We start from the raw sequence: 22,170 nt of genomic DNA, 5'->3' as shown, positions 1-22,170 counted from the left end.
ATGAAGCTCCTTGAATAAACCACTGCCCCCTGTGGGAGCGGGCTTGCTCCGGGCGGCGATCCGACGAAGGCGGTTATTCAGTCACAGTTGTAGTGGCTGACACACCGCCTTCGCGAGCAAGCCCGCTCCCACAGGGGAACAGTGTTGTCCGAACCTTTATTGCCAGCCGAACCGGCGGATGTAGAAGCCTTTCACCGCCTGGGTCAGCGCCATGTACGCCAACAGGATCATCGGCAGGAACACGAAGTACATCGACGGCAGCGCCTGCAGTTTGAAGTAGTCGGCCAGCGGCCCCATCGGCAGGAAGATCCCGACCGCCATGATGATCCCGGTCATCACCAGCAGCGGCATGGCTGCACGGCTTTGCAGGAATGGAATCTTCGGCGTGCGGATCATGTGCACGATCAGCGTCTGGGTCAGCAAGCCCACCACGAACCAGCCGGACTGGAACAGGGTCTGGTGATCCGGGGTGTTGGCATCGAACACATACCACATCAAGGCGAACGTCAGGATGTCAAAGATCGAACTGATCGGACCGAAGAACAGCATGAAGCGTCCAACATCAGCCGGCTGCCAGCGCTGCGGCTTTTTCAGCATCTCGTCATCGACGTTGTCGAACGGAATGGCGATCTGCGAAATGTCGTAGAGCAGGTTCTGTACCAGCAGGTGCATCGGCAGCATCGGCAGGAACGGAATGAACGCACTGGCGACCAGTACCGAGAACACGTTGCCGAAGTTGGAGCTGGCGGTCATCTTGATGTACTTGAGCATGTTGGCGAAGGTGCGGCGCCCTTCGAGCACGCCCTCCTCCAGCACCATCAGGCTCTTTTCCAGGAGGATGATGTCGGCGGCTTCCTTGGCGATGTCCACCGCGCTGTCCACCGAAATACCGATGTCGGCCGTGCGCAGCGCCGGCGCATCGTTGATGCCGTCACCCATGAAGCCGACCACATGCCCGTTGCCCTTGAGAATGCGCACGATGCGCTCCTTGTGCGACGGGGTCAGCTTGGCGAAGACATTGGTCTTCTCCACGGCGATTGCCAGTTGGGCATCACTCATGCGCTCGATGTCATTGCCCATCAGCAGGCCCTGTTGGGCCAGACCGACTTCGCGGCAAATCTTCGCAGTCACCAGTTCGTTGTCACCGGTCAGCACTTTGACGGCGACACCGTGTTCGGCCAAAGCCTTGAGCGCCGGCGCGGTGCTTTCCTTCGGTGGATCGAGGAACGCCACATAACCGATCAGCGTCAATTCCTGCTCATCCGCCAGGCTGTAAGTGTCGCGACCTTCCGGCATCGAGCGAGCAGCCACGGCCACCACGCGCAAGCCTTCAGCGTTGAATGCTGCGGTGACCTGACGAATCCGGGTCAGCAATTCATCGCTCAAGGCTTCTTCGACTTCGCCGTGCTGCACACGGGTGCACACCGCCAGCACTTCCTCTACCGCGCCTTTGCAGATCAGCAGATGCGGTTCACCACGCCCTTCGACCACCACCGACATGCGCCGGCGATTGAAGTCAAACGGGATCTCATCGACCTTGCGAAACGCCGTGCCGACCTTCAGCTCACGGTTGATTTCCACGTGCTCCAGCACCGCTACATCAAGCAGGTTTTTCAGCCCGGTCTGGTAGTAGCTGTTCAGATAAGCCATTTCCAGCACGTCATCCGAGTCTTCACCCCAGACGTCGACATTGCGCGCGAGGAAGATCTTGTCCTGGGTCAGGGTGCCGGTCTTGTCGGTGCACAGCACGTCCATGGCGCCGAAGTTCTGGATCGCATCCAGACGCTTGACGATGACCTTCTTGCGCGACAGGAACACCGCACCTTTGGCCAGGGTCGAGGTGACGATCATCGGCAGCATTTCCGGAGTCAGGCCAACAGCGATCGACAGCGCGAACAACAGTGCTTCAGTCCAGTCGCCCTTGGTGAAACCGTTGATGAACAGGACCAGCGGCGCCATGACGAACATGAAGCGGATCAGCAGCCAGCTGACTTTGTTCACACCGAGCTGGAACGAGGTCACCGCACGGTCAGTCGCGCCGACCCGTTGCGCCAGCGCACCAAAATAGGTGCTGTTGCCGGTGGTGAGAATCACCGCCATCGCCGTGCCGGACACCACGTTGGTGCCCATGAACAGGATGTTCTCCAGCTCCAGCGGATTGCGCGTGTCGCGGTCGACCTGGCGGGCAAATTTTTCCACCGGCATCGATTCACCGGTCATCGCCGCCTGGCTGACGAACAGGTCCTTGGCGCTGAGCACCCGGCAGTCGGCAGGAATCATGTCGCCAGCCGAAAGTACGATCAGGTCGCCCGGCACCAGTTGCTTGATCGGCAGTTCGATCCGTGGCTCATCGCGGCGCATCACTGTGGCGGTGTTGCTGACCATCGCCTTGAGCGCATCGGCGGCCCGGTTGGATTTGCTTTCCTGCCAGAAGCGCAGCAGCGTCGACAGCACCACCATGGAGAAAATCACCGTGGCGGCTTTGAGGTCTTCGGTCAGCCACGAGATCACCGCCAACAGGGTCAGCAGCAGGTTGAACGGGTTTTTGTAGCAGTGCCACAGGTGGGTCCACCATGGCAGCGGCTGCTCATGTTCGACTTCGTTGAGGCCATACTGCGCGCGCAGTGCGTCGACCTCAAAATCGGTCAAACCGTCAGTGTGGGTGCCCAGCGAAGACAGCAGTTCGCTGCTGTCGCGATGGGCCGCATCGACCAGGGTGTTGGCCAGGGTGGGCGGCACTTCACGGCTGACCGTGGTGTCGTTGATCGATTCCAGCAGCGCCAGACGGCGGAAGTGCCGGGCGATGTGGCGTGTGCGCAGGAAGCCTGCGAAAAATTCCTTGAGCGTAAGTTTCATGGCTGTTGCCCCTATGGTCAGCCGGGAAACCGTCGAGCAGGTACGACCATGCCTCGTGCGCCGGAAAATCCGGCACGGCAAGGCTTGGCGCGCCGGTCAGAAAAGACAGGCGTGTCGATAGGTTTGCGATCACGACCACACGGTCGGAACCACACACGTTCAGTGTCGATGAGAAGGACGTCGGGACATGGTCTCAACTGACCATGATCGGGATGCCGCTGCTCGCTTTTACGGCGAGACAACGGCAGAGAAAGGCTGCGCGTTATCTTGCCGAGAATCTGCCGGTTACCGAGACCGGCCGACAACTGTCACTCGAACAAGTACCCACTGTGGGTCTCCGCTATTGATGAAAACGCGCGAAGCTTACGCCTCGATGATGGATGAGTAAACCCGTGTAAGAAGGTGTATCGAGGAATATCGGGGGATATTCAGGAAGGGTTCAGGAATGGGTTTTTGCGGTGGTCTTGGAGGCCCCTTCGCGAGCAAGCCCGCTCCCACATTGGATCTCTGCTGACCACAAAATCTGTGTTCAATGAAGATCCCCTGTGGGAGCGGGCTTGCTCGCGAAAGCGGTGTATCAGGCAATACAGAATCAGCTGGCCGTCGCCAGCAACAAATCCGCCATCGAACGATGCCCACGGTGCTTGCCATGCTCGTACAGCGAGCCGGCAATCTCGTCGGCGCGCACCGGCAGCACCGACAGCAACGTGTCGCTCAGACCATGGCTGGCCTGGCAGAAGCCCTGCATGTACAGGCCGGCCTTGCAGCGCTCGTCGGTGATCAGTCTGTAGTTGCGATCAACCTCGAAATCACCGAGGTATTCCTCCAGCGGAGCCAGCAGTTTGCGGTGCATCTGTCGCTCGTAACCGGTGGCCAGGACCACGGCGTCATAGACACGCACGGTGACTTCGCCGGTGGCGTTGTTGCGCACCGCCAGTTCAATGCCGCGCTCGGTGGCCGTAGCGCTTTCAACGGTGGTCAGGGTGCGGAATGCATGACGGGCGATGCCCGAGACTTTCTGCCGATAGAAGATGCCGTAGATGCGTTCGATCAGGTCGATGTCCACCACTGAGTAGTTGGTGTTGTGATACTCGTTGACCAGGCGCTCGCGCTCGGCACTGTTTTGCTGGAACACCAGATCGGTGAACTCCGGCGAAAACACTTCGTTGACGAACGGGCTGTCGTCCGCAGGCTTGAGGGCCGAACCGCGCAGGATCATGTCGACCTGCACCGACGGGAACGAATCGTTCAGATCGATGAAGGCTTCCGCCGCGCTCTGCCCGCCACCGATGATCGCGATGCTCATCGGTTGATTGTTCACACACGGCTGTCTGGCCATCTGCGACAGGTACTGCGAGTGGTGGAACACGCGGCTGTCGCCTTTGAGCGCCTTGAACGCTTCGGGAATACGCGGCGTGCCGCCGGCGCTGACCACCACCGAACGCGCGGTGCGCACGAACTGCTGGCCTTCGGTATCGCGGGAGATCACGCGCAGCGCTTCAACCTGATGGTTGTGCAGCACCGGTTCGATGGTCAGCACTTCTTCGCCGTAGCGGCTCTGCTCGGTGAACTGCCCGGCGACCCAGCGCAGGTAGTCGTTGTACTCCATGCGGCACGGGTAGAAGGTGCCGAGATTGATGAAGTCCACCAGACGCCCGTGGTGCTTGAGGTAGTTGACGAACGAGTACGGACTGGTCGGGTTGCGCAGGGTCACCAGATCCTTGAGGAAGGAAATCTGCAACTCGCTCTGGGTCGACAGGGTGTTGCCGTGCCAGCTGTAGTCGGCCTGCTTGTCGAGGAACAGCACATCCAGCTCGCCGTGGGTCGGGCCGCGCTCTTGCAGAGCGATGGCCAGGGCCAGGTTGGAAGGGCCGAAACCGACGCCGATCAGGTCGTGAACGATGGGCGATGCAATTGCCTGTGTCATTTCCAGTGTCCTCTGGATGAACCCCTCAACACGGGGATAAAGCCTGGGTGACCTGACCGGCCCGAAACAGGTCAGCAGGTCGTCTGTTGAGTAGGAACGAGGACGATGAAAGGAAATTTAACCAGCCGGGATCAATGGGCATCCCATTGTTTGATTCGCAACCGGCAATGCTTCATGGCATTGACGATGTGTTTTTCCACCAACGCCTTGGAGATCCCGAGGGTCGCGGCAATTTCGGGGTGGGACAGGCCTTCGATCTTGCGCAGCAAAAAGCTGTCGCGGCACAACGGCGGCAACTCCGCCAGCGCACGCTGGAGCATTTCCAGACGCTGGCCGTGATCGAGGGTGCCATGGGGTGACGGGGTGAAATAGCGCTCTTCGCTGTCGAGCACATCAAGCGACTCGACCTGACGCAGGGCATTGCGCCGATGATCATCGATGACCAGGTTCAGGGCGGTGCGATAGAGAAACGCCCGGGGTTGCTCGATGGGCGTGTCACTGGAACGCTCCAGCACCCGCAAATAAGCGTCATGCACCACATCTTCGGCAACCTGACGGTTGCCCAGCCTGGCGTTCAGGAAACACACCAGCTCCCGATAGTAGTTTTCCAACATGACTCCCGACCGCATCGATGCAGTTCCTGTCCTTGAGCACACGGATTCCGCCGCCCGCGATCCGCAGTAGCAAGATGGTGGCAACTTGAGTTGCGTAATTTATAGTAATTCTCATATAGATTTAAAGAGCTGTTTCCACATCCGGGCCAAATAGTCCTCTGCGGCTACCTGTTACTTGATGTGTGCGCACTTAAATTCCCTTGCGCACTCATCGTTTACAGGACAGCTCCCCGTATCTGTCGCGCCTTGCGACAGCGTTCAACCCCCGCGCACTGCGCCGCCGCGGTTGAACGACGGGCCGAACCTACTGGCCGGAACCCTGCATGAAACGTCCCCGCTCCGCCCGACGCGCCCTGTTTGCCGCCCTTTGTCTGATTCCCGTGATCGCCGTTGCCGCGTGGCAGGTTTTGCCGCCCGGGCGGGACGCCCTCGCCACCGTTCAGGTGACCCGCAGCAATATCGAAAACAGCGTGACCGCATTGGGCACTTTGCAGCCGCGTCGTTATGTGGATGTCGGCGCGCAGGCTTCCGGGCAGATCCAGAAGATCCATGTCGAGGCTGGCGATACGGTCAAGGAAGGCCAGTTGCTGGTGGAGATCGACCCCTCCACGCAAAAAGCCAAACTCGATGCCGGGCGTTTCTCGATCGAAAACCTCAAGGCGCAACTGCAGGAGCAGCGCGCCCAGCACGATCTCGCACAGCAGAAATACCAGCGCCAGCAGAAGCTCGCCGCCGGTGGCGCGACCCGTGAAGAAGATGTGCAGACCGCACGCGCCGAAGTTCGCGCCACCCAGGCGCGCATCGACATGTTCCAGGCGCAGATCCGCCAGGCCCAGGCAAGCCTGCGCAGCGACGAGGCCGAGCTCGGCTACACACGCATTTATGCACCGATGAGCGGCACGGTGGTGGCTGTCGGCGCGCGGGAAGGCCAGACACTCAATGCGCAGCAACAGACACCGTTGATCCTGCGCATCGCGCGGCTATCGCCAATGACGGTCTGGGCCGAGGTTTCCGAAGCGGACATTGGCCACGTCAAACCTGGCATGACCGCCTACTTCACCACCCTCAGTGGTGGCAGCCGGCGCTGGAACAGCACTGTGCGGCAGATTCTGCCGGTGCCGCCGCGCCCTCTCGAACAGAATCAGGGCGGCAGCCCCACCAGTGGTCGCAGCGGCAGCGAACGGGTGGTGCTGTACACCGTGCTGCTCGATGTCGACAACGCTGACAACAGCCTGATGACCGACATGACGGCGCAGGTGTTCTTTGTCGCGCAACAGGCCAGGGACACCCTGACCGTGCCAAGCGCCGCCCTGCAGCCAGGCACGCGGGCGCAGTGGCAACGGGCGCAGGTCGTTGCCGCCAACGGCGAAATCCAGTCCCGCGAAGTGCGAACCGGCATCAGCGATCGCCTGCGCACGCAAGTGCTCGAAGGTCTGGTCGAGGGCGATCACGTCCTCAGCGCTCCGGCCACCGGCAGCGGAGGCTGAATGCAAACGCCCCTGATTGACCTGCGGCAGATCCGCAAATCCTACGGCGGCAATGACAGTCCGCTGGTGGAGGTGTTGCGCGGCATCGATCTGTCGATTCATGCCGGCGAGTTCGTGGCCATCGTCGGCGCGTCCGGTTCCGGCAAATCGACGCTGATGAACATCCTTGGCTGCCTCGATCGCCCTACCAGCGGCGAATATCGTTTTGCCGGTGAAGATGTCGCGCAACTGGACACCGACGAACTGGCGTGGCTGCGCCGCGAGGCGTTCGGTTTCGTGTTCCAGGGCTATCACCTGATTCCGTCCGGCTCCGCCCAGGAAAACGTCGAGATGCCGGCCATCTACGCCGGCACTCCGGCGGCGGAACGCCACGCGCGGGCCAGTGCATTGCTGGAGCGCCTGGGCCTGGCCAGTCGCACCGGCAACCGCCCGCATCAGCTTTCCGGCGGTCAGCAGCAGCGCGTGTCGATTGCCCGGGCGCTGATGAACGGCGGCCACATCATTCTCGCCGACGAACCCACCGGCGCCCTCGACAGCCACAGCGGCGCCGAGGTCATGACCTTGCTCGACGAACTCGCCAGTCAGGGCCATGTGGTGATTCTCATCACCCACGACCGCGAAGTGGCGCAACGGGCCAAACGCATCATCGAAATCCGCGACGGCCTGATCATCAGCGACACCGCCGAACATCCGTCAGCCGCGCCCCGTACCGCCAACCCCGGCGCCCTGCAAGCGGTCGATCTGCGCCAGCGCCTGAGCGCCGGCAGTACCCAGACCGGCGCCTGGAAAGGCGAACTGGTGGATGCGGTGCAAGCCGCCTGGCGAGTCATGTGGATCAATCGGTTTCGCACCGCGCTGACGCTGCTCGGCATCGTCATCGGCGTGGCTTCGGTGGTGGTGATGCTGGCGGTTGGCGAAGGCAGCAAACGCCAGGTGATGGCGCAGATGGGCGCCTTCGGCTCCAACATCATTTATCTGAGCGGCGCCGCGCCCAACCCGCGCACGCCACCGGGGATCATCACGCTCGATGATGTCGCCGAGCTGGCCGCCCTGCCCCAGGTCGAACGCATCATGCCGGTCAACGGCTCGACCGCCGGCGTGCGTTTCGGCAACGCCGATCACAGCAGTTATGTCGGTGGCAACGACACCAACTTCCCGATCATCTTCAACTGGCCGGTGGTCCAGGGCAGTTACTTCACCCAGGCCGACGAAGACAGTGCCGCCGCTGTGGCGGTAATCGGTACCAAAGTGCGCGACAAGTTGCTCAAGGATGTCGCCGATCCGATCGGCCAGTACATCCTGATCGAAAACGTGCCGTTCCAGATCCTCGGCGTTCTCGCCGAAAAAGGCTCAAGCTCGGGCGACTCGGACAGCGACAATCGCATCGCCGTGCCCTACTCCGCGGCCAGCATGCGTCTGTTCGGCAGCCGCAATCCGGAATACGTGGTGATCGCCGCCAGGGATGCGCGCAAGGTCAAGGACGCCGAACAGGCCATCGAACAAGCGATGCTGCGCCGGCACAACGGCAAGAAGGACTTCGAACTCACCAACAACGCCGCGATGATCCAGGCCGAGGCGCGCACCCAGGGCACGCTGTCGCTGATGCTCGGCGCCATTGCTGCCATTTCACTGCTGGTGGGCGGTATCGGCGTGATGAACATCATGCTCATGACCGTGCGCGAACGCACCCGGGAAATCGGCATTCGTATGGCCACCGGCGCCCGTCAGCGCGACATCCTGCGCCAGTTTCTCACCGAAGCGGTGATGCTTTCGGTGGTCGGTGGCATTGCCGGCATCAGCCTGGCAATGCTGGTCGGCGGCGTCCTGATGTTCAGCGGCGTGGCGATCGCGTTTCAATGGCTGGCTGTGCTCGGCGCCTTCGCCTGCGCACTGGTCACCGGTGTCATCTTCGGCTTCATGCCTGCCCGCAAGGCCGCCCGGCTCGATCCGGTCACGGCCCTTACCAGTGAATGATCGATCTATGAAAGCGCCACTGACCCTCCTCGCCGCCAGCCTGATGCTGACGGCCTGCAGCAGCCCTGCGCCACGCCCCGACAGCGGCGTGCAGCCACCGCCCGCCTGGCAGTCACCGGATCATCCCGGTGCGGTGCAGAGCAACCGCCAATGGTGGACGCAGTTCGGCAGCCCCGAACTCGATCGACTGGTCGAACAGGCGCGCCTGGGCAGCCATGACCTCGGTGCCGCGGTGGCCCGGGTCAGGCAGGCGCAGGCCAGCGCGACGATTGCTGGCGCCCCGCTGCTACCGGAACTCAAGGCCGGACTGAATGCCAATCGGCAGAAACTGTTGCACGGTAAGGGCTACAGCCAACTGGACGTGAACCCGGACAAGCGTTCGCTGGATTACTACGACGCGGAGCTGAGCGCCAGTTACGAAATCGATTTCTGGGGCGGCAAACGCGCCGCCCGCGACAGCGCGGTGTTCGGCGTGCAAGCCAGCGAATTCGATCGCGCCACCGTCGAACTTACCTTGCAAAGCGGCGTTGCCACCAGCTACACCCAGGCCCTGGCGTTGCGTGAGCAAGCGCGCATCGCCGGACTCAATCTGGCCAACGCGCAAAACGTATTGCACCTGGTGCAAACCCGCTTCGACGCCGGCAGCGCCACCGCACTGGAACTGGCCCAGCAGAAAAGCCTGGTGGCCGAACAACAGCGCAAGTTGCCGTTGGTGCAGCAACAGGCACGCGAAGCACTGATCAGCCTTGCCGCCCTGCTCGGCCAACCGGTGCAGACGCTGTCGTCACCTCAACAGTCATTCGAACAATTGCAGTGGCCGAACATCGCCAGTGGCGTGCCCAGCGATCTGCTGAGCCGGCGCCCGGACATCGCCAGCGCCGAAGCCAGACTCGCGGCCGCGCAAGCCGATGTCACCGTGGCCCGGGCGGCCATGCTGCCTAAAGTCACCCTCACCGCCAGCCTCGGCACCGGCGCCGATCTGGCGGCGGATCTGCTGCGCACGACGTTCTATAACCTGTCATCCGGGTTGACCGCGCCGATCTTCAACAATGGCCGTCTGAGCGCTGAACGCGACAAGGCCAAGGCTCGTCAGGACGAACTGCTGGAGACGTATCGCGGGGCAATCATCAATGGCTTCGCCGACGTCGAAAAAGCCCTCAGCAGCATTCGCGGCCTCGACAAACAACGGCAATGGCAAAGCGAAGAGCTGAGCCAGGCGCAAACCGCTTTCGACATCGCCCAAAGTCGCTATCAGGCCGGCGCCGAAGACTTGCTCACCGTGCTGCAAACCCAGCGCACGCTGTATGCGGCGCAGGACATGAACGTGCAACTGCGCCTGTCGCGCTTGCAGGCCAGCATTGCCTTGTACAAGGCGTTGGGCGGTGGTTGGCAAGTCATCTGACCGTCCCTTGTCGACTTTCCCGACGCCTTCGCGAGCAGGCTCGCTCCCACAGGGGTGATGGGGCGCGTCGCAGATCGAGGCTCAACGCAGATCCCCGTGGGAGCGAGCCTGCTCGCGAAAGCGCCAGGTCAGGCGAAACCAATCCCTCAGGGCAAAAAAAATCGCAGCTCCGGGCTGCGATTTTTTTGTGCTTAGAGTTGCCGCCCCTTCACCTTCAAATGTCGGGCGTACCACGGTCGCTGCGGCACCTTGCGGAACAGGTCGGCCATGTGGTCTTCATCGCCAAAGGTGATGCGCAGCGCGAGCTTCATGGTTTCCGGGTCCATCTCCACCGAGCGGCCGATTTGCAGGCCCGGCACGGTACTGCAGCCATGGGTGTCCGGCCCCAGCCACGGGTCGTCGACTTCAACCCAGCGCCCCGGGGCAAACCACGGCACGCCATTGACCTCCAGGCGACTGACTTCGCCCGGGTGAAAACGCTCATGGGCGCGAAACCAGTCTTCGAGGCGATCATCGATCCAGCCGTGAAAACGCCAGAACACCGGGTTCACATGGGAGGAAAACGGGTCGCCGAGAAAGTCGTTTTCCGGGGCGTACCAACGCGCGGCAAAATCCGCCTGATCGCGCGCCATCGGCACCGGAATATCATTGGACGGGTCGCGTGCCACCGACGCCCAGCGCATATGCAACCAATCGTGCAGGCCCAGCTCTACTTCTGAGCCGAACTGCCCAAGTGTGAGTTTCGATAAGTATCGCGGGTCGCGGTACTGCGATTCCCAGACCTGGAAATTGCTGTGGTAAGTCTCGGCCGCCTTGATGTCGCTGACCCACTGGGTGTACTCATCATCGCCGTCGGTCACCCAGGTCGGCGGCAAGGCGTTGCCGTCGTGGTTGTCGAAGTAGCGGGCGAAGCCCTGACGGTCGCGTTCCAGTTCCGGTTGCGGCATGGGGAACGCCGGCCACGACGGCAAGTCCTGCATCGAGCGGGCCTTACCCAGCATGTGCCGGTGCATGAAGAAAAAGTCGATGCCCGAACCATTGCGATCCTTGCGTGGCCCGCGGGCATCCCGTTCCTTGTCGCGCGGCCCGGGTTGCCAGCCGATTCCGCGCAGGGCCTCGCGTTTTTTCTCCGAGAGTTTGTGCCACTTGTCCCGGGTCGCATGCCAGAGCTGGTGGAACAGGCGATGTTCCGGAGCGACCAGCCACGCCAACAGTGTCGGGTTCAATCCGGTGCGCTCGCGAGCCTCGGGAAAACGTCGTTTGATGGCGATGAAATGGTTGTCGAGTTCCGGCAAGCCCAACGGTCGATCCAGGCGCAACACCTGCCCGGTAAGCGTGCCACTGCCGGCATTGCCGAACGCCGCCCAGACTTCGTCCAGTTTGACTTTGAATTCATAGACTGGCGGCGCTTGCGGCGCATCGGTGCGCAGCAGCCGCCAGTACATCTCGGCGCCATTGCCCGGCGCCAGATCGCCAATCACCTGATAACGCGCCGGCGCGTCAGAACGCAGATTGGCCCCGGTATCGAGGAATCCGCGCAAGCCGCGGCCACGACGGGCAATGTCGAGAAACAATTCCAGACCTTCGTGCGGCAGGCCGTCCAGCCCTGCGGCGGCTCCGCTGAAACGGATATCCCACACGCCGCGCAGGTTGTCCGCCAACTGCTGACCGGCCGTATCGGCCAGATCCACTGTGGCCTCTCCCGGTGTGATCGGAAACTCCTCACGGGTCAGCTCACGATGTGCATAAAAAGCGGCAGGCAGCGCGGCGCCCGTAAGTGCCATGCCCGCCATGAACCAGCGTCGAGAGATCGTCATTGCCCTACCTGTGTCAGCCATGAAGCAGGCTTTATCCAAGCTAGAACGTTTGCTCGCCGAGGAAATTTATGGCCCCGGCAAAAGATCGCAGCACGCCATCAACGCTTTTCACCCGCACCACTAAATTACCCGTCCGGTCACTCGTTCCTCCCAGATAGCAAAGGCCCCTGCGCCTGCACTTCGACGGCGAACCTGAATGAGATGGCAATGACAAAACCGCGTTCGAAAAAGGCTCTATTTATCGGCCTGCCGCTGGCCTTGGCGATCAGCGCCGGCGCAGGGTTTCTGGCCTGGGATTACTGGTTTCGGGACAACCCCGGCTATCCGGTCAAAGTGATGAAACAGGCAACCGAGCTGCAGGATCGCATCCTCTCGTTCGACAGCCACATCACCGTGCCCCTGAGTTTCGGCGCGCACGGCAACGAAGCCGACAAGGACGGCTCGGGCCAGTTCGACCTGATCAAGGCCAATCGCGGTCGCTTGTCCGGCGCGGCACTGACCGTGTTCGGCTGGCCGGAAATGTGGAACGGCCCGAATGCGCCGCATCGCCCGACCGAGGGCTTTGTCGAGGAAGCGCGCAACCAGCAGGAAGTGCGCTACAAAATCATTTCCGGGATGGTCCGCGACTTTCCCAATCAGGTTGGCATCGCCTACACCCCGGATGATTTCCGCCGCCTGCATGGCGAAGGCAAGTTTGCGATTTTCATCAGCATGCTCAACGCCTACCCGCTGGGCAACGACCTGAGCAAACTGGACCTGTGGGCCGGGCGCGGCATGCGCATGTTCGGCTTCAGCTACATCGGCAACAACAGCTGGGCCGACTCGTCGCGCCCGCTACCGTTTTTCAATGATTCCCCGGATGCCCTCGACGGTCTCTCGGACATCGGCAAGCAAGCGGTGCACCGCTTGAACGATCTGGGTGTGATCATCGACGTCTCGCAAATGTCGACCAAGGGCCTGGAACAGGTCGCACAACTGAGCCGCACACCGCTGGTGGCTTCGCACTCGGCGCCACGGGCAGCGGTGGATATTCCGCGCAACCTCAGCGACAAGGAATTGCAGCTGATCAAGAACAGCGGCGGCGTGGTGCAGGTGGTCGGGTTCTCGCAATACCTCAAACCGCTGACCCAAGGCACCCAGGACAAACTCAACGCACTGCGCGCGCGCTTCGACCTGCCGCCGTTGCCGAACCTGGCCATGGCGCTGATGCCGGGCGATCCGATCATCACTGCCTGGTCCGAACAGAAACTCGGCCAGTACGCCAGCGGCCTCTACGCGATCCTTGAAGAAGAACCGAAAGCGACCCTCAAGGACCTCGGTGACGCCATCGATTACACCGTGCGCAAAATCGGCATCGACCATGTCGGTATCGCTTCGGACTTCAACGACGGCGGCGGTATCAAGGGTTGGGAAAACGTCGGGGAGATCCGCAACGTCACCGCCGAACTGATCCAGCGCGGCTACTCCGAAGCAGACATCGCCAAACTGTGGGGCGGCAACTTCATGCGCGTCTGGGATCAGGTGCAGAAAGCGGCCAAACCTGCGTTGATCTCCCGCCAGGACAGCGCCCAGCCATGACCGACCGCCGCACGTTTCTGAAACAGGCAGGTGTGGTTGCCGCCGCCCTGCCGTTTGGCACAACGCTCGCTGCGCCAGCAATGGCCGCACCCGCCGCCGTGCCTTCCGGGAGCAAATGGACGCAGTTGCGCCAGTTGTTCGAGCAGGATCCGCAGGCGATTCACTTCGCCAACTTTCTGGTCACCTCCCACCCCAAACCCGTGCGCGAGGCCATCGCACGCCATCGTGCAGCGCTGGATCTGAACCCGGGCCTGGCCATGGACTGGGATTTGGGCGTCACCGAAAAGCGCGAAGACAATGTGCGGGTCTGGGCCGGCAAATACCTGCAGGCCAAACCGAGCCAGATCGCCCTCACCGGCAGCACCACCGAAGGCCTGGCGATGATTTACGGTGGCGTGCATGTGCGCCCGGATCAGGAAATCCTCACCACCGAGCACGAGCACTATTCGACCCGCAACATCCTCGATTTCCGCACCCGCCGCGATGGCACCCGGGTGCGAAAACTCAAGCTGTTCGAAACCCCGCAAAGCATTTCGCTGGATCAGGTGCTCGACACCATCAACCGCAACATCCGCCCTGAAACCCGCGTGCTGGGGATGACCTGGGTGCATTCGGGCAGTGGCGTGAAGTTGCCGATCGGCGACATTTCGCGGCTGGTCGATGAGCACAACCGTCAACGCGAAGATCAGGACCGATTGATTTACGTGGTCGACGGTGTGCACGGCTTCGGCGTCGATGATCTGAGTTTCCCGCAGATGAACTGCGACTTTTTCATTGCCGGCACCCATAAATGGATGTTCGGCCCGCGCGGCACCGGCATCGTCTGCAGCCGCAGTGAAGAAGTGAAATACGTCAGCCCGAGCGTGCCGACGTTCTCCGAAGCCACGACGTTCGCCACCACCATGACCCCGGGCGGCTACCACGCTTTCGAACACCGCTGGGCACTGGACGAGGCCTTCAAACTGCATCTGCAACTGGGCAAGGCCGACGTTCAGGCACGCATTCATCAGCTCAACAGCTATCTGAAAGAGCGCTTGCGGGAGCACGCGAACATCGAACTGGTGACCCCGCTCGATCCGCAGTTTTCCGCCGGTTTCACGTTCTTCCGGGTCAAGGGCCAGGACAGCGACGAGGTCGCCGCCTACCTGATGAACCAGCGGGTGATCTGCGACGCCGTCAGCCGCGATGTCGGCCCGGTGATCCGCACCGCCCCCGGGCTGCTCAACAGCGAAGCCGAAGTCGACCGGTTCATGGACATCCTCGGCAAAAAACTGCGCGCCTGAGCGCTCGCCCCCGGTTTCCTTTCACAGAGACGACTCATGAAAAAGCCTCACGCCTCATTCACCTTCAAGGCCCTCCCCGCACTGGTCCTGACCGCGCTCTGCGCCGGCCTGTTGCCCGGTGCCGCACAGGCTGCGACCCCGCCCGCTCCGGGCAAAGTGTTCAAGGACTGCAAGGACTGCCCGGAAATGGTGGTGCTGCCCACTGGCAGCTTCACCATGGGCACCCCGGAGGACGAAGTCGGCCGCGAGCCGGATGAAGGTCCACGCCACGTGGTGACCTTCAGCAAACCGTTCGCCATCAGCCGTTTCCAGGTACTGGTCGGCGAATGGGACGCGTATGTGCGCGATACCGGCAACAAGCCCTACGACTTCGATGATCGCCCGGGCCGCCGCTGCACCGCCGGCAAACCGGAGTTCAAGCAGACCGCGCGCGACCCGGCGGTGTGCATGAACGTGGCCGAAGCTCAGGGCTATATCGATTGGCTGTCGAAAAAGACCGGCCACAGCTATCGCCTGCAAAGCGAATCGATCCGCGAATACGCCGCCCGTGGCGGCAGCACCGGGCCCTTCCCGTTCCCGTTCGATGAAGGCAACAACTACCAGATTTCCAAACACGCCAACACCTATGGCGCCGCCGACGGCTACAACTTCACCTCGCCGGCCGGGACCTTTCCGGCCAACGCTTTCGGCGTCTACGACGCCCACGGCAACGTCTATGAGTGGACTGCCGATTGCTATCACAAGGACTACTCCGGGGTACCCGACGACGGTCGTCCGTGGGTGCAGGAACACTGTGAACGCCAGGTCATGCGCGGCAACGACTGGGGCGAAGCGCCGGTGTTCTCCCGCTCCGGCAACCGTAACAGCAGCTGGCCGACCAGCAAGGGTGACTGGCTCGGTTTCCGCGTAGTGCGTGACCTCTGATCCTGCCCGCCACGACCGCAGCCCGTCTGCGGTCGTTTAAAGAAACTCCGTGACCATTCGTTTTCCTTAAGTACCGGCACTCCCTCCGCACCGAAGCAGGAATCCTCCATGACCAAGCCTACGCGTGGGGCGATCAACGAATTGTTCGCCCTGCTCAAGCCCTTCCGCCTGATCGTCTCTGTGTCCATCGTGCTCGGCATGATCGGTGGCCTGAGCGTCACCGTGCTGCTGGCGACCATCAACAATGCCTTGCACTCCGATGACGGCCTGACCCGCACGGTGGTCATGATCTTCGCCGGCCTCTGCGCCTTAGCGTTGCTGACGACGATTCTGTCGGACATCGGCACCAACTATGTCGGCCAGCACATCATTGCCAGGCTGCGCAAGGAACTGGGGGAGAAAGTGCTGTCGGCGCCGATCGACCAGATCGAACGCTATCGCAGTCACCGCTTGATCCCGGTGCTGACCCACGACGTCGACACCATCAGCGACTTCGCCTTCGCCTTTGCGCCGCTGGCGATCTCCATGACCGTCACCCTGGGCTGCCTCGGTTACCTGGCGATGCTGTCCTGGCCGATGTTCCTGATGATGCTGGTGGCCATCGCCATCGGCACCACGATTCAGGCGATTGCCAGGGCCAAGGGCATGCGCGGGTTTTACGCCGCGCGCGACTCCGAAGACGAACTGCAAAAGCACTACAACGCGATTGCCGAAGGAGCCAAGGAGCTGCGTATCCACCGCCCGCGGCGCCAGCGCATGTTTGTCGCCGGCATTCAGAAAACCGCGGAAAAGATCTGCGACACCCAGATCAAATCCATCAACACCTTCGTGATCGCCAAGTCGTTCGGCTCGATGCTGTTCTTCGTGGTGATCGGCATGGCTCTGGCGCTGCAATCCTTCTGGCCGAGCGGCGACAAAGCGGTCATGAGTGGATTTGTACTGGTGCTGCTGTACATGAAAGGCCCGCTGGAGCATCTGGTCAGCACCTTGCCGATCATCAGCCGCGCACAGATTGCGTTCCGCCGGATTGCCGAGCTGAGCGAACAGTTTTCCTCGCCGGAACCGCACCTGCTACTGGAAGACACGGGCAGCAAAGCGACAGCCGTCAACAGCCTGGAGCTGCGCAACGTGCGCTACGCGTTCCCGGCGGTGGAAGGCAGCGAACCGTTCCGTCTGGGGCCGGTCAACCTGCGCATCGAACAAGGCGACATCGTGTTCATCGTTGGCGAAAACGGTTGTGGCAAAACCACGCTGATCAAATTGCTGCTCGGCCTGTACGCACCGACCGAAGGCGAAATCCGCGTCAACGATCAAGCAATCACCGCGCTCAACCGCGATGACTACCGACAGAACTTCACCACGATCTTTGCCGATTACTACCTGTTCGACGACCTGATCCAGGGCGATCGTCAGGTGCCGCAGGACGCCACCCGCTACCTCGAGCGTCTGGAAATTGCGCACAAGGTCAGCGTGCGCGACGGTGCCTTCAGCACCACCGATCTGTCCACCGGCCAGCGCAAACGCCTGGCGCTGGTCAACGCCTGGCTCGAAGAGCGCCCGGTGCTGGTGTTTGATGAGTGGGCGGCGGATCAGGATCCGACGTTCCGGCGGATTTTCTACACCGAGTTGCTGCCCGACCTCAAACGCCTGGGCAAGACCATCATCGTGATTTCCCACGATGACCGTTACTTCGACGTTGCCGACCAACTGGTGCGCATGGAGGCCGGAAAGGTCAAAAGCGAACTGCAGACCGCTTGAAACACGGGGCCGCGGCCAGGCCGGAAAAATAGTTTTCCGGTTTGCCGCGGCTTCCTCGTCTTAATGAGATGAATAAGAACCATTAACAACTATACCTGCCAAGGTCTTAACCTCATGTCCGCATCCCGTTTCATGCTTCGCCCCCTGACTCGAGCCCTGTTGATGCAGGGCGTCACACGTTCGCGACTGGCCGGCACTGGTCTCGGTCTGGCACTGACCGTTGCTGCCAGCCCGTATGTCCAGGCGCAGGAATGGACACTGAACATTCCATCCCAGCCACTGGCACAGGCTCTGCAGACCCTCAGCCAACAGACCAGCCTGCAAATCATCTACAGCCCGGAAAGCCTGCAAGGTCTGCGCTCCAGCGCACTCAGCGGGCGCTATCAGGGTGATGATTCGCTTAACGCGATCCTCAAAGGCACCGGCATTCGCTATCAGCGTGACGGCAACACCGTGACCGTGCTTGGCCCGGCCACCGGCGATACCATGGAACTGGCGCCGACCAACGTCAACGCGCAACGCATGAGCGCCACCACCGAAGGCAGCAACTCCTACACCACCGGTGGCGTGACCATTGGCAAGGGCACGCATTCGCTGAAAGAAACACCGCAGTCGATCACCGTCATGACGCGCAAGATGCTCGATGACCAGAACCTCAACACTATCGAACAAGTGATGGAGAAGACCCCGGGCATCACCGTTTACGACTCGCCAATGGGCGGCAAATATTTCTACTCCCGCGGTTTCCGCATGAGCGGCCAGTATCAGTACGACGGCGTACCGCTGGATATCGGCAGCAGCTACGTGCAGGCCGACAGCTTCAACAGCGACATGGCCATCTACGACCGCGTGGAAGTACTGCGTGGCGCCGCCGGCATGATGAAAGGCGCCGGCGGCACCGCCGGTGGCGTCAACTTCGTGCGCAAGCGCGGCGGCGATACCGCCCACACTGAACTCTCGCTGTCGGCAGGCACCTGGGACAACTATCGCGGTCAGGTCGATACCGGTGGCCCGTTGAACGACTCGGGCACCATCCGTGGTCGCGCCGTGGTCACTGAGCAGACCCGTCAATATTTCTATGACGTCGCCAGCCGCAAGGATCAGATCTACTACGGCGCCCTGGACTTCGACCTCAGCCCCGACACCACCCTGGGTGTGGGCGTCGCCTGGGAAGACGTCGACGCCACGCCTTGCTGGGGCGGCCTGCCGCGTTACGCCGACGGCTCCGACCTGCACCTCAAGCGCTCGACCTGCCTGAACACATCCTGGAACAACCAGCGCAGCAAACGCGCCACCTACTTCACTGACCTCAAGCACCAGTTCAATGACGACTGGTCGCTCAAGGTCGCGGGCGTCTACTCGCGCAACACCCAGGACATGGAATACGCATTCCCGAGCGGTGCCGTACCGGTCGGCGCCACTTCGTCCAGCACCTTGATGCTGGGCAGCACCTACGATTACGACCAGGTCGACTACGGCTTCGATACCTACGTTGACGGCAAATTCGACGCGTTCGGCCAGCAACATGAACTGACCGTCGGCGTAAACGCCAGCCGTTCGAACAAGGACGACTTCTACGCAGTGGCCGCGTTGCCACAACGTCAGAACGTGCTGGATCCGAACCACCATATCCCGCAACCGGATGAAAGCTATTACCTGGCCAATGCATCCCGTGGTGGCCCGGTGGACATGCACATCAAGCAATACGGCGCTTACTCCATCGGCCGCTTTAAACTGGCCGATCCGCTGACCCTCGTACTGGGCAGCCGGGTGAGCTGGTACAAGTCCGACACCGACTCGGTGCAGTACTTCCGCGGTGAAGGTACACCGGTCAACACCAAGTCCACCGAAACCGGCCAAGTCACGCCGTTCGCCGGCTTGCTGTTCGACCTCAACGACAACCTGACCGCCTACGCCAGCTACACCGACATCTTCACCCCGCAAGGCGCTTACAAGACCATCGATGGCAGCACCCTCAAGCCATTGATCGGCCAGAGCTACGAATTGGGGATCAAGGGTGAGTGGTTCGACGGTCGTCTGAACAGCTCCTTCAGCCTGTTCCGCACCATTCAGAAAGATGCGGCCCAGGATGATCTGCGCTGCGAAGACAGCTCTTGCTCGATCAACTCCGGCAAGGTCCGCGCTCAGGGCTTCGAAGCGGAAGTCAGCGGTGAAGTGATTGACCGCCTGCAACTGCTGGCCGGCTACACCTACACCCAGACCAAAGTGCTGGAAGATGCCGACACCACTCTGGACGGCACCGCCTACAACTCTTATGTGCCACGTCACCTGCTGCGTGTCTGGGGTGACTACAGCCTGACCGGCCCACTGGATCGCGTCACCGTCGGTGCCGGCGTCAACGCGCAGAGCGGCAACTATCGCGTCTCGCCGATTGGCGGTGGCAACATCAACGGTGCCGGTTATGCGGTGTGGAACGGTCGCATCGGCTACAAGATCGACGACACCTGGTCGGTCGCGCTCAACGGTAACAACCTGTTCGACAAGCGTTATTACTCGACCATTGGTACCGAGGGTTTCGGTAACTTTTATGGTGATCCGCGTAATTTCGTGATGTCGGTCAAGGCTGTTTTCTGATTGCTTCGGTTGTGAGAGAGCCCCGCTTTGGCGGGGCTTTTTTTTGTCTGTCTGGTGTTGGGGTGTTGGGATTAATGGGGGTTGGGATTGGGGGCATATCCGTTGCTGCGGGTGTTGCTGATTACGGTTCCGCCCTTACGGCGGGTCACTTTTTCCAAACGCCGAAAAAGTAACCAAAAAGGCTTCCCCCGGCGTACGGCACTTCGCTGAGGCTCAGTGTTCCCTCGCTACGGTGTCCATCCGGGGGCATCGCCTCCGGTTTGCTTCGCTGCACCTCCTCTCGATGGATGCGGCTTCGCCGCATGGCGCTGCGCGCCTACCCCCCGGATGAACACCTACGCTCGGCCTGCCGAAGGGGCTGAAGATCAAAAGCCACATCAAAAGCCAGAGCCAGAGCCAAAGCCAAAGCCAAAGCGGATCAAAAGATCACAGCCTTCGGCAGTTCCTACATGGGATTGGGTGTATTCAGTTGGAGATTGGTCGGCTGACAGGCCGCCTTCGCGAGCAAGCCCGCTCCCACAGTTGGGCCGGGTGCATCAGTTAGAGATTGGTCGGCTGTCAGGCCGCCATCGCCAGCAGGCTGGCTCCTACAATTTAGAGAGCGTGCCCCCCCTGCGGCGAAGCCGCCCCACTCAACACAATGAGCGTTAGCTCGAGTACCGCTTTTGATCTCAGGGCCCGTCGGCAGGCTGAGTGGAGGGGTTTATCCGGGGGTGGGAGCGCAGCGACCGTTTGGCGCAGCCAAACACAGCGAGAGGAGGTGCAGCGAAGCAAACCGTAGGCGCTGCCCCCCGGATGAATCCCGCAGCGAAGGAACCCGAGCCCAGGCGAGGGCCGAACGTCAGGGCACAGACCTTTTGGTTACTTTTGGGGCGTTTGCCAAAAGTGACCCGCCGTAAGGGCGGAACCATAGGAGGCCGTAACCGCAGCAACGGATATTCACCCCAACCAAGGCATCACCCCAACCAAAGCATCACCCCAACAACCGCCCCAACGCCCTGCTCAAATCTTCATGCACCTGCAACACATCAGGCATGACCGCAGCCATACGCAGCAAATCATGGGTCAACCCCGGACAATGTTCGAGCTCAACCCTCACCCCGTGAGCACGCAATTTATCGACATAAGCCTGCCCCTCATCGAGCAACGGATCAAACCCGGCCAACAGCACAATAGCCGGTGCGACCCCACGCAGATCCTCCGTCAGCAACGGTGAAAAACGCCAGTCCAGACAGTCGTGCGGGCTGCGCGCGTAGTGCTGATAGAACCAGTCCAGCGTTTCGTTTTCCAGCAAGTAACCTTCGCCGAACAGCAGACGCGAATCGTGAGGGCGTGAAGCATCGGTGACCGGATAACACAGCAACTGCGCCTTGGGCGCGATGGCTACGGTTTGCGGTTGTACGACTGCCTGTATCGCCAGCACGGTGGCCAGTGTGGCGCCGGCGCTGTCGCCGCCGAACGCTACGCGCGTGGTGTCGAGGCCGAGGCTCGTGGCGTTTTCCGCCAGCCACGACAAGGCGTCTTCGCCATCTTCCAGGGCCGCAGGAAAACGATGCTCGGGCGCCAGTCGATAACCGACCGACAAAACCGCGCAAGGCGTGCGCTGGCAAAACTCGCGGCACACACCGTCGTGGGAATCTAGGCTGCCGACGACAAATCCGCCACCGTGGAAATACACCAGCACCGGCAGCGGCGTGACGGCGCCGTTCGGCCGATACAGGCGCAACGCCAAAGGCGTGCCGTTCCGGGCTGCCATGTCGATCTGCGTCACCGACAGATCCGAAGGCGCAGCCCAGCGCAGTTGCGCGGTGGTCTGCTCGAAGGTGGCACGGGCCTCGCTCGGGGTCATCTGGTGCATGGCCGGCAGGCCGGCGTCCTGGCTGTCTTGAGCCAGGTCGAGAAAGGCTTCCAGGTCAGGGTGTAACGACATCGCTAAGATCCTTGTATAAGCAAAA

13 protein-coding genes are annotated in these 22,170 nt (G+C 61.5%); 8 read left to right on the top strand and 5 right to left on the bottom strand.

All coding sequences use genetic code 11. The annotated features are described in order from the left end of the window. Nucleotides 1-156: 156 nt before the first annotated feature. From mgtA to ACVHNU_RS06165, 3 genes are all read right to left on the bottom strand, one after another. A complete protein-coding gene (gene mgtA, locus ACVHNU_RS06175; RefSeq protein ID WP_473019219.1) occupies nucleotides 157-2,856 on the bottom strand; it encodes a magnesium-translocating P-type ATPase in 2,700 nt (899 codons plus the stop codon). Between the two features lie 592 nt (nucleotides 2,857-3,448). Continuing rightward, the gene (locus ACVHNU_RS06170) at nucleotides 3,449-4,783 is read right to left on the bottom strand and encodes a lysine N(6)-hydroxylase/L-ornithine N(5)-oxygenase family protein (protein ID WP_103521839.1); all 1,335 of its coding nucleotides are present in this window, start codon (nucleotides 4,781-4,783) and stop codon (nucleotides 3,449-3,451) included. Nucleotides 4,784-4,914: 131 nt separating this feature from the next. Beyond that, a complete protein-coding gene (locus ACVHNU_RS06165; protein WP_045122362.1) occupies nucleotides 4,915-5,397 on the bottom strand; it encodes a sigma-70 family RNA polymerase sigma factor in 483 nt (160 codons plus the stop codon). A 323-nt stretch (nucleotides 5,398-5,720) separates the two neighbouring features. Between ACVHNU_RS06165 and ACVHNU_RS06160 the strand changes: the two genes are divergently transcribed. From ACVHNU_RS06160 to ACVHNU_RS06150, 3 genes are read left to right on the top strand one after another with little or no spacing between them, the layout of a single operon-like run. After that, a complete protein-coding gene (locus ACVHNU_RS06160) occupies nucleotides 5,721-6,884 on the top strand; it encodes an efflux RND transporter periplasmic adaptor subunit (protein WP_473019217.1) in 1,164 nt (387 codons plus the stop codon). Next, a complete protein-coding gene (locus tag ACVHNU_RS06155) occupies nucleotides 6,885-8,858 on the top strand; it encodes a MacB family efflux pump subunit (protein WP_338801312.1) in 1,974 nt (657 codons plus the stop codon). A gap of 7 nt (nucleotides 8,859-8,865) precedes the next feature. Beyond that, nucleotides 8,866-10,260 carry an efflux transporter outer membrane subunit gene (locus ACVHNU_RS06150; protein WP_473019216.1) on the top strand — a complete coding sequence of 465 codons (1,395 nt, stop codon included), beginning with the start codon at nucleotides 8,866-8,868 and terminating at the stop codon, nucleotides 10,258-10,260. Nucleotides 10,261-10,451: 191 nt separating this feature from the next. Here the strand turns inward: ACVHNU_RS06150 and pvdP are convergent, their stop codons facing one another. After that, entirely contained in the window at nucleotides 10,452-12,077 is a 1,626-nt protein-coding gene (pvdP, locus tag ACVHNU_RS06145; RefSeq protein WP_473019215.1) for a pyoverdine maturation tyrosinase PvdP, read from the bottom strand. A gap of 207 nt (nucleotides 12,078-12,284) precedes the next feature. Between pvdP and pvdM the strand changes: the two genes are divergently transcribed. The 5 genes from pvdM (at nucleotide 12,285) to ACVHNU_RS06120 (ending at nucleotide 20,215) form a co-directional block, all read left to right on the top strand. Further along, complete coding sequence (gene pvdM / locus ACVHNU_RS06140; protein WP_003223442.1) at nucleotides 12,285-13,655, top strand: pyoverdine-tailoring dipeptidase-like protein PvdM; 1,371 nt, start codon at nucleotides 12,285-12,287, stop codon at nucleotides 13,653-13,655. Further along, nucleotides 13,652-14,938, top strand: a complete 1,287-nt coding sequence (pvdN, locus tag ACVHNU_RS06135) for a pyoverdine-tailoring periplasmic protein PvdN (protein WP_226501900.1) — start codon at nucleotides 13,652-13,654, stop codon at nucleotides 14,936-14,938. The genes pvdM and pvdN overlap by 4 nt, the downstream gene beginning before the upstream one ends. A 36-nt stretch (nucleotides 14,939-14,974) precedes the next feature. After that, nucleotides 14,975-15,862 carry a dihydropyoverdine dehydrogenase gene (pvdO, locus tag ACVHNU_RS06130; protein ID WP_103484492.1) on the top strand — a complete coding sequence of 296 codons (888 nt, stop codon included), beginning with the start codon at nucleotides 14,975-14,977 and terminating at the stop codon, nucleotides 15,860-15,862. A 108-nt stretch (nucleotides 15,863-15,970) separates the two neighbouring features. Next, entirely contained in the window at nucleotides 15,971-17,620 is a 1,650-nt protein-coding gene (locus ACVHNU_RS06125) for a cyclic peptide export ABC transporter (protein ID WP_473019214.1), read from the top strand. Nucleotides 17,621-17,734: 114 nt separating this feature from the next. Continuing rightward, a complete protein-coding gene (locus ACVHNU_RS06120) occupies nucleotides 17,735-20,215 on the top strand; it encodes a TonB-dependent siderophore receptor (protein ID WP_003223433.1) in 2,481 nt (826 codons plus the stop codon). A 973-nt stretch (nucleotides 20,216-21,188) separates the two neighbouring features. Here ACVHNU_RS06120 and ACVHNU_RS06115 read toward each other — a convergent pair. Next, a complete protein-coding gene (locus tag ACVHNU_RS06115) occupies nucleotides 21,189-22,145 on the bottom strand; it encodes an alpha/beta hydrolase (protein ID WP_226500284.1) in 957 nt (318 codons plus the stop codon). Between the last annotated feature and the right edge of the window lie 25 nt (nucleotides 22,146-22,170).

It is taken from the genome of Pseudomonas sp. Ors-4-3C (assembly GCF_055755035.1).
The sequence above is the reverse complement of the archived record's forward strand: the minus strand, read 5'-3'. Positions and strand labels throughout refer to the sequence as shown.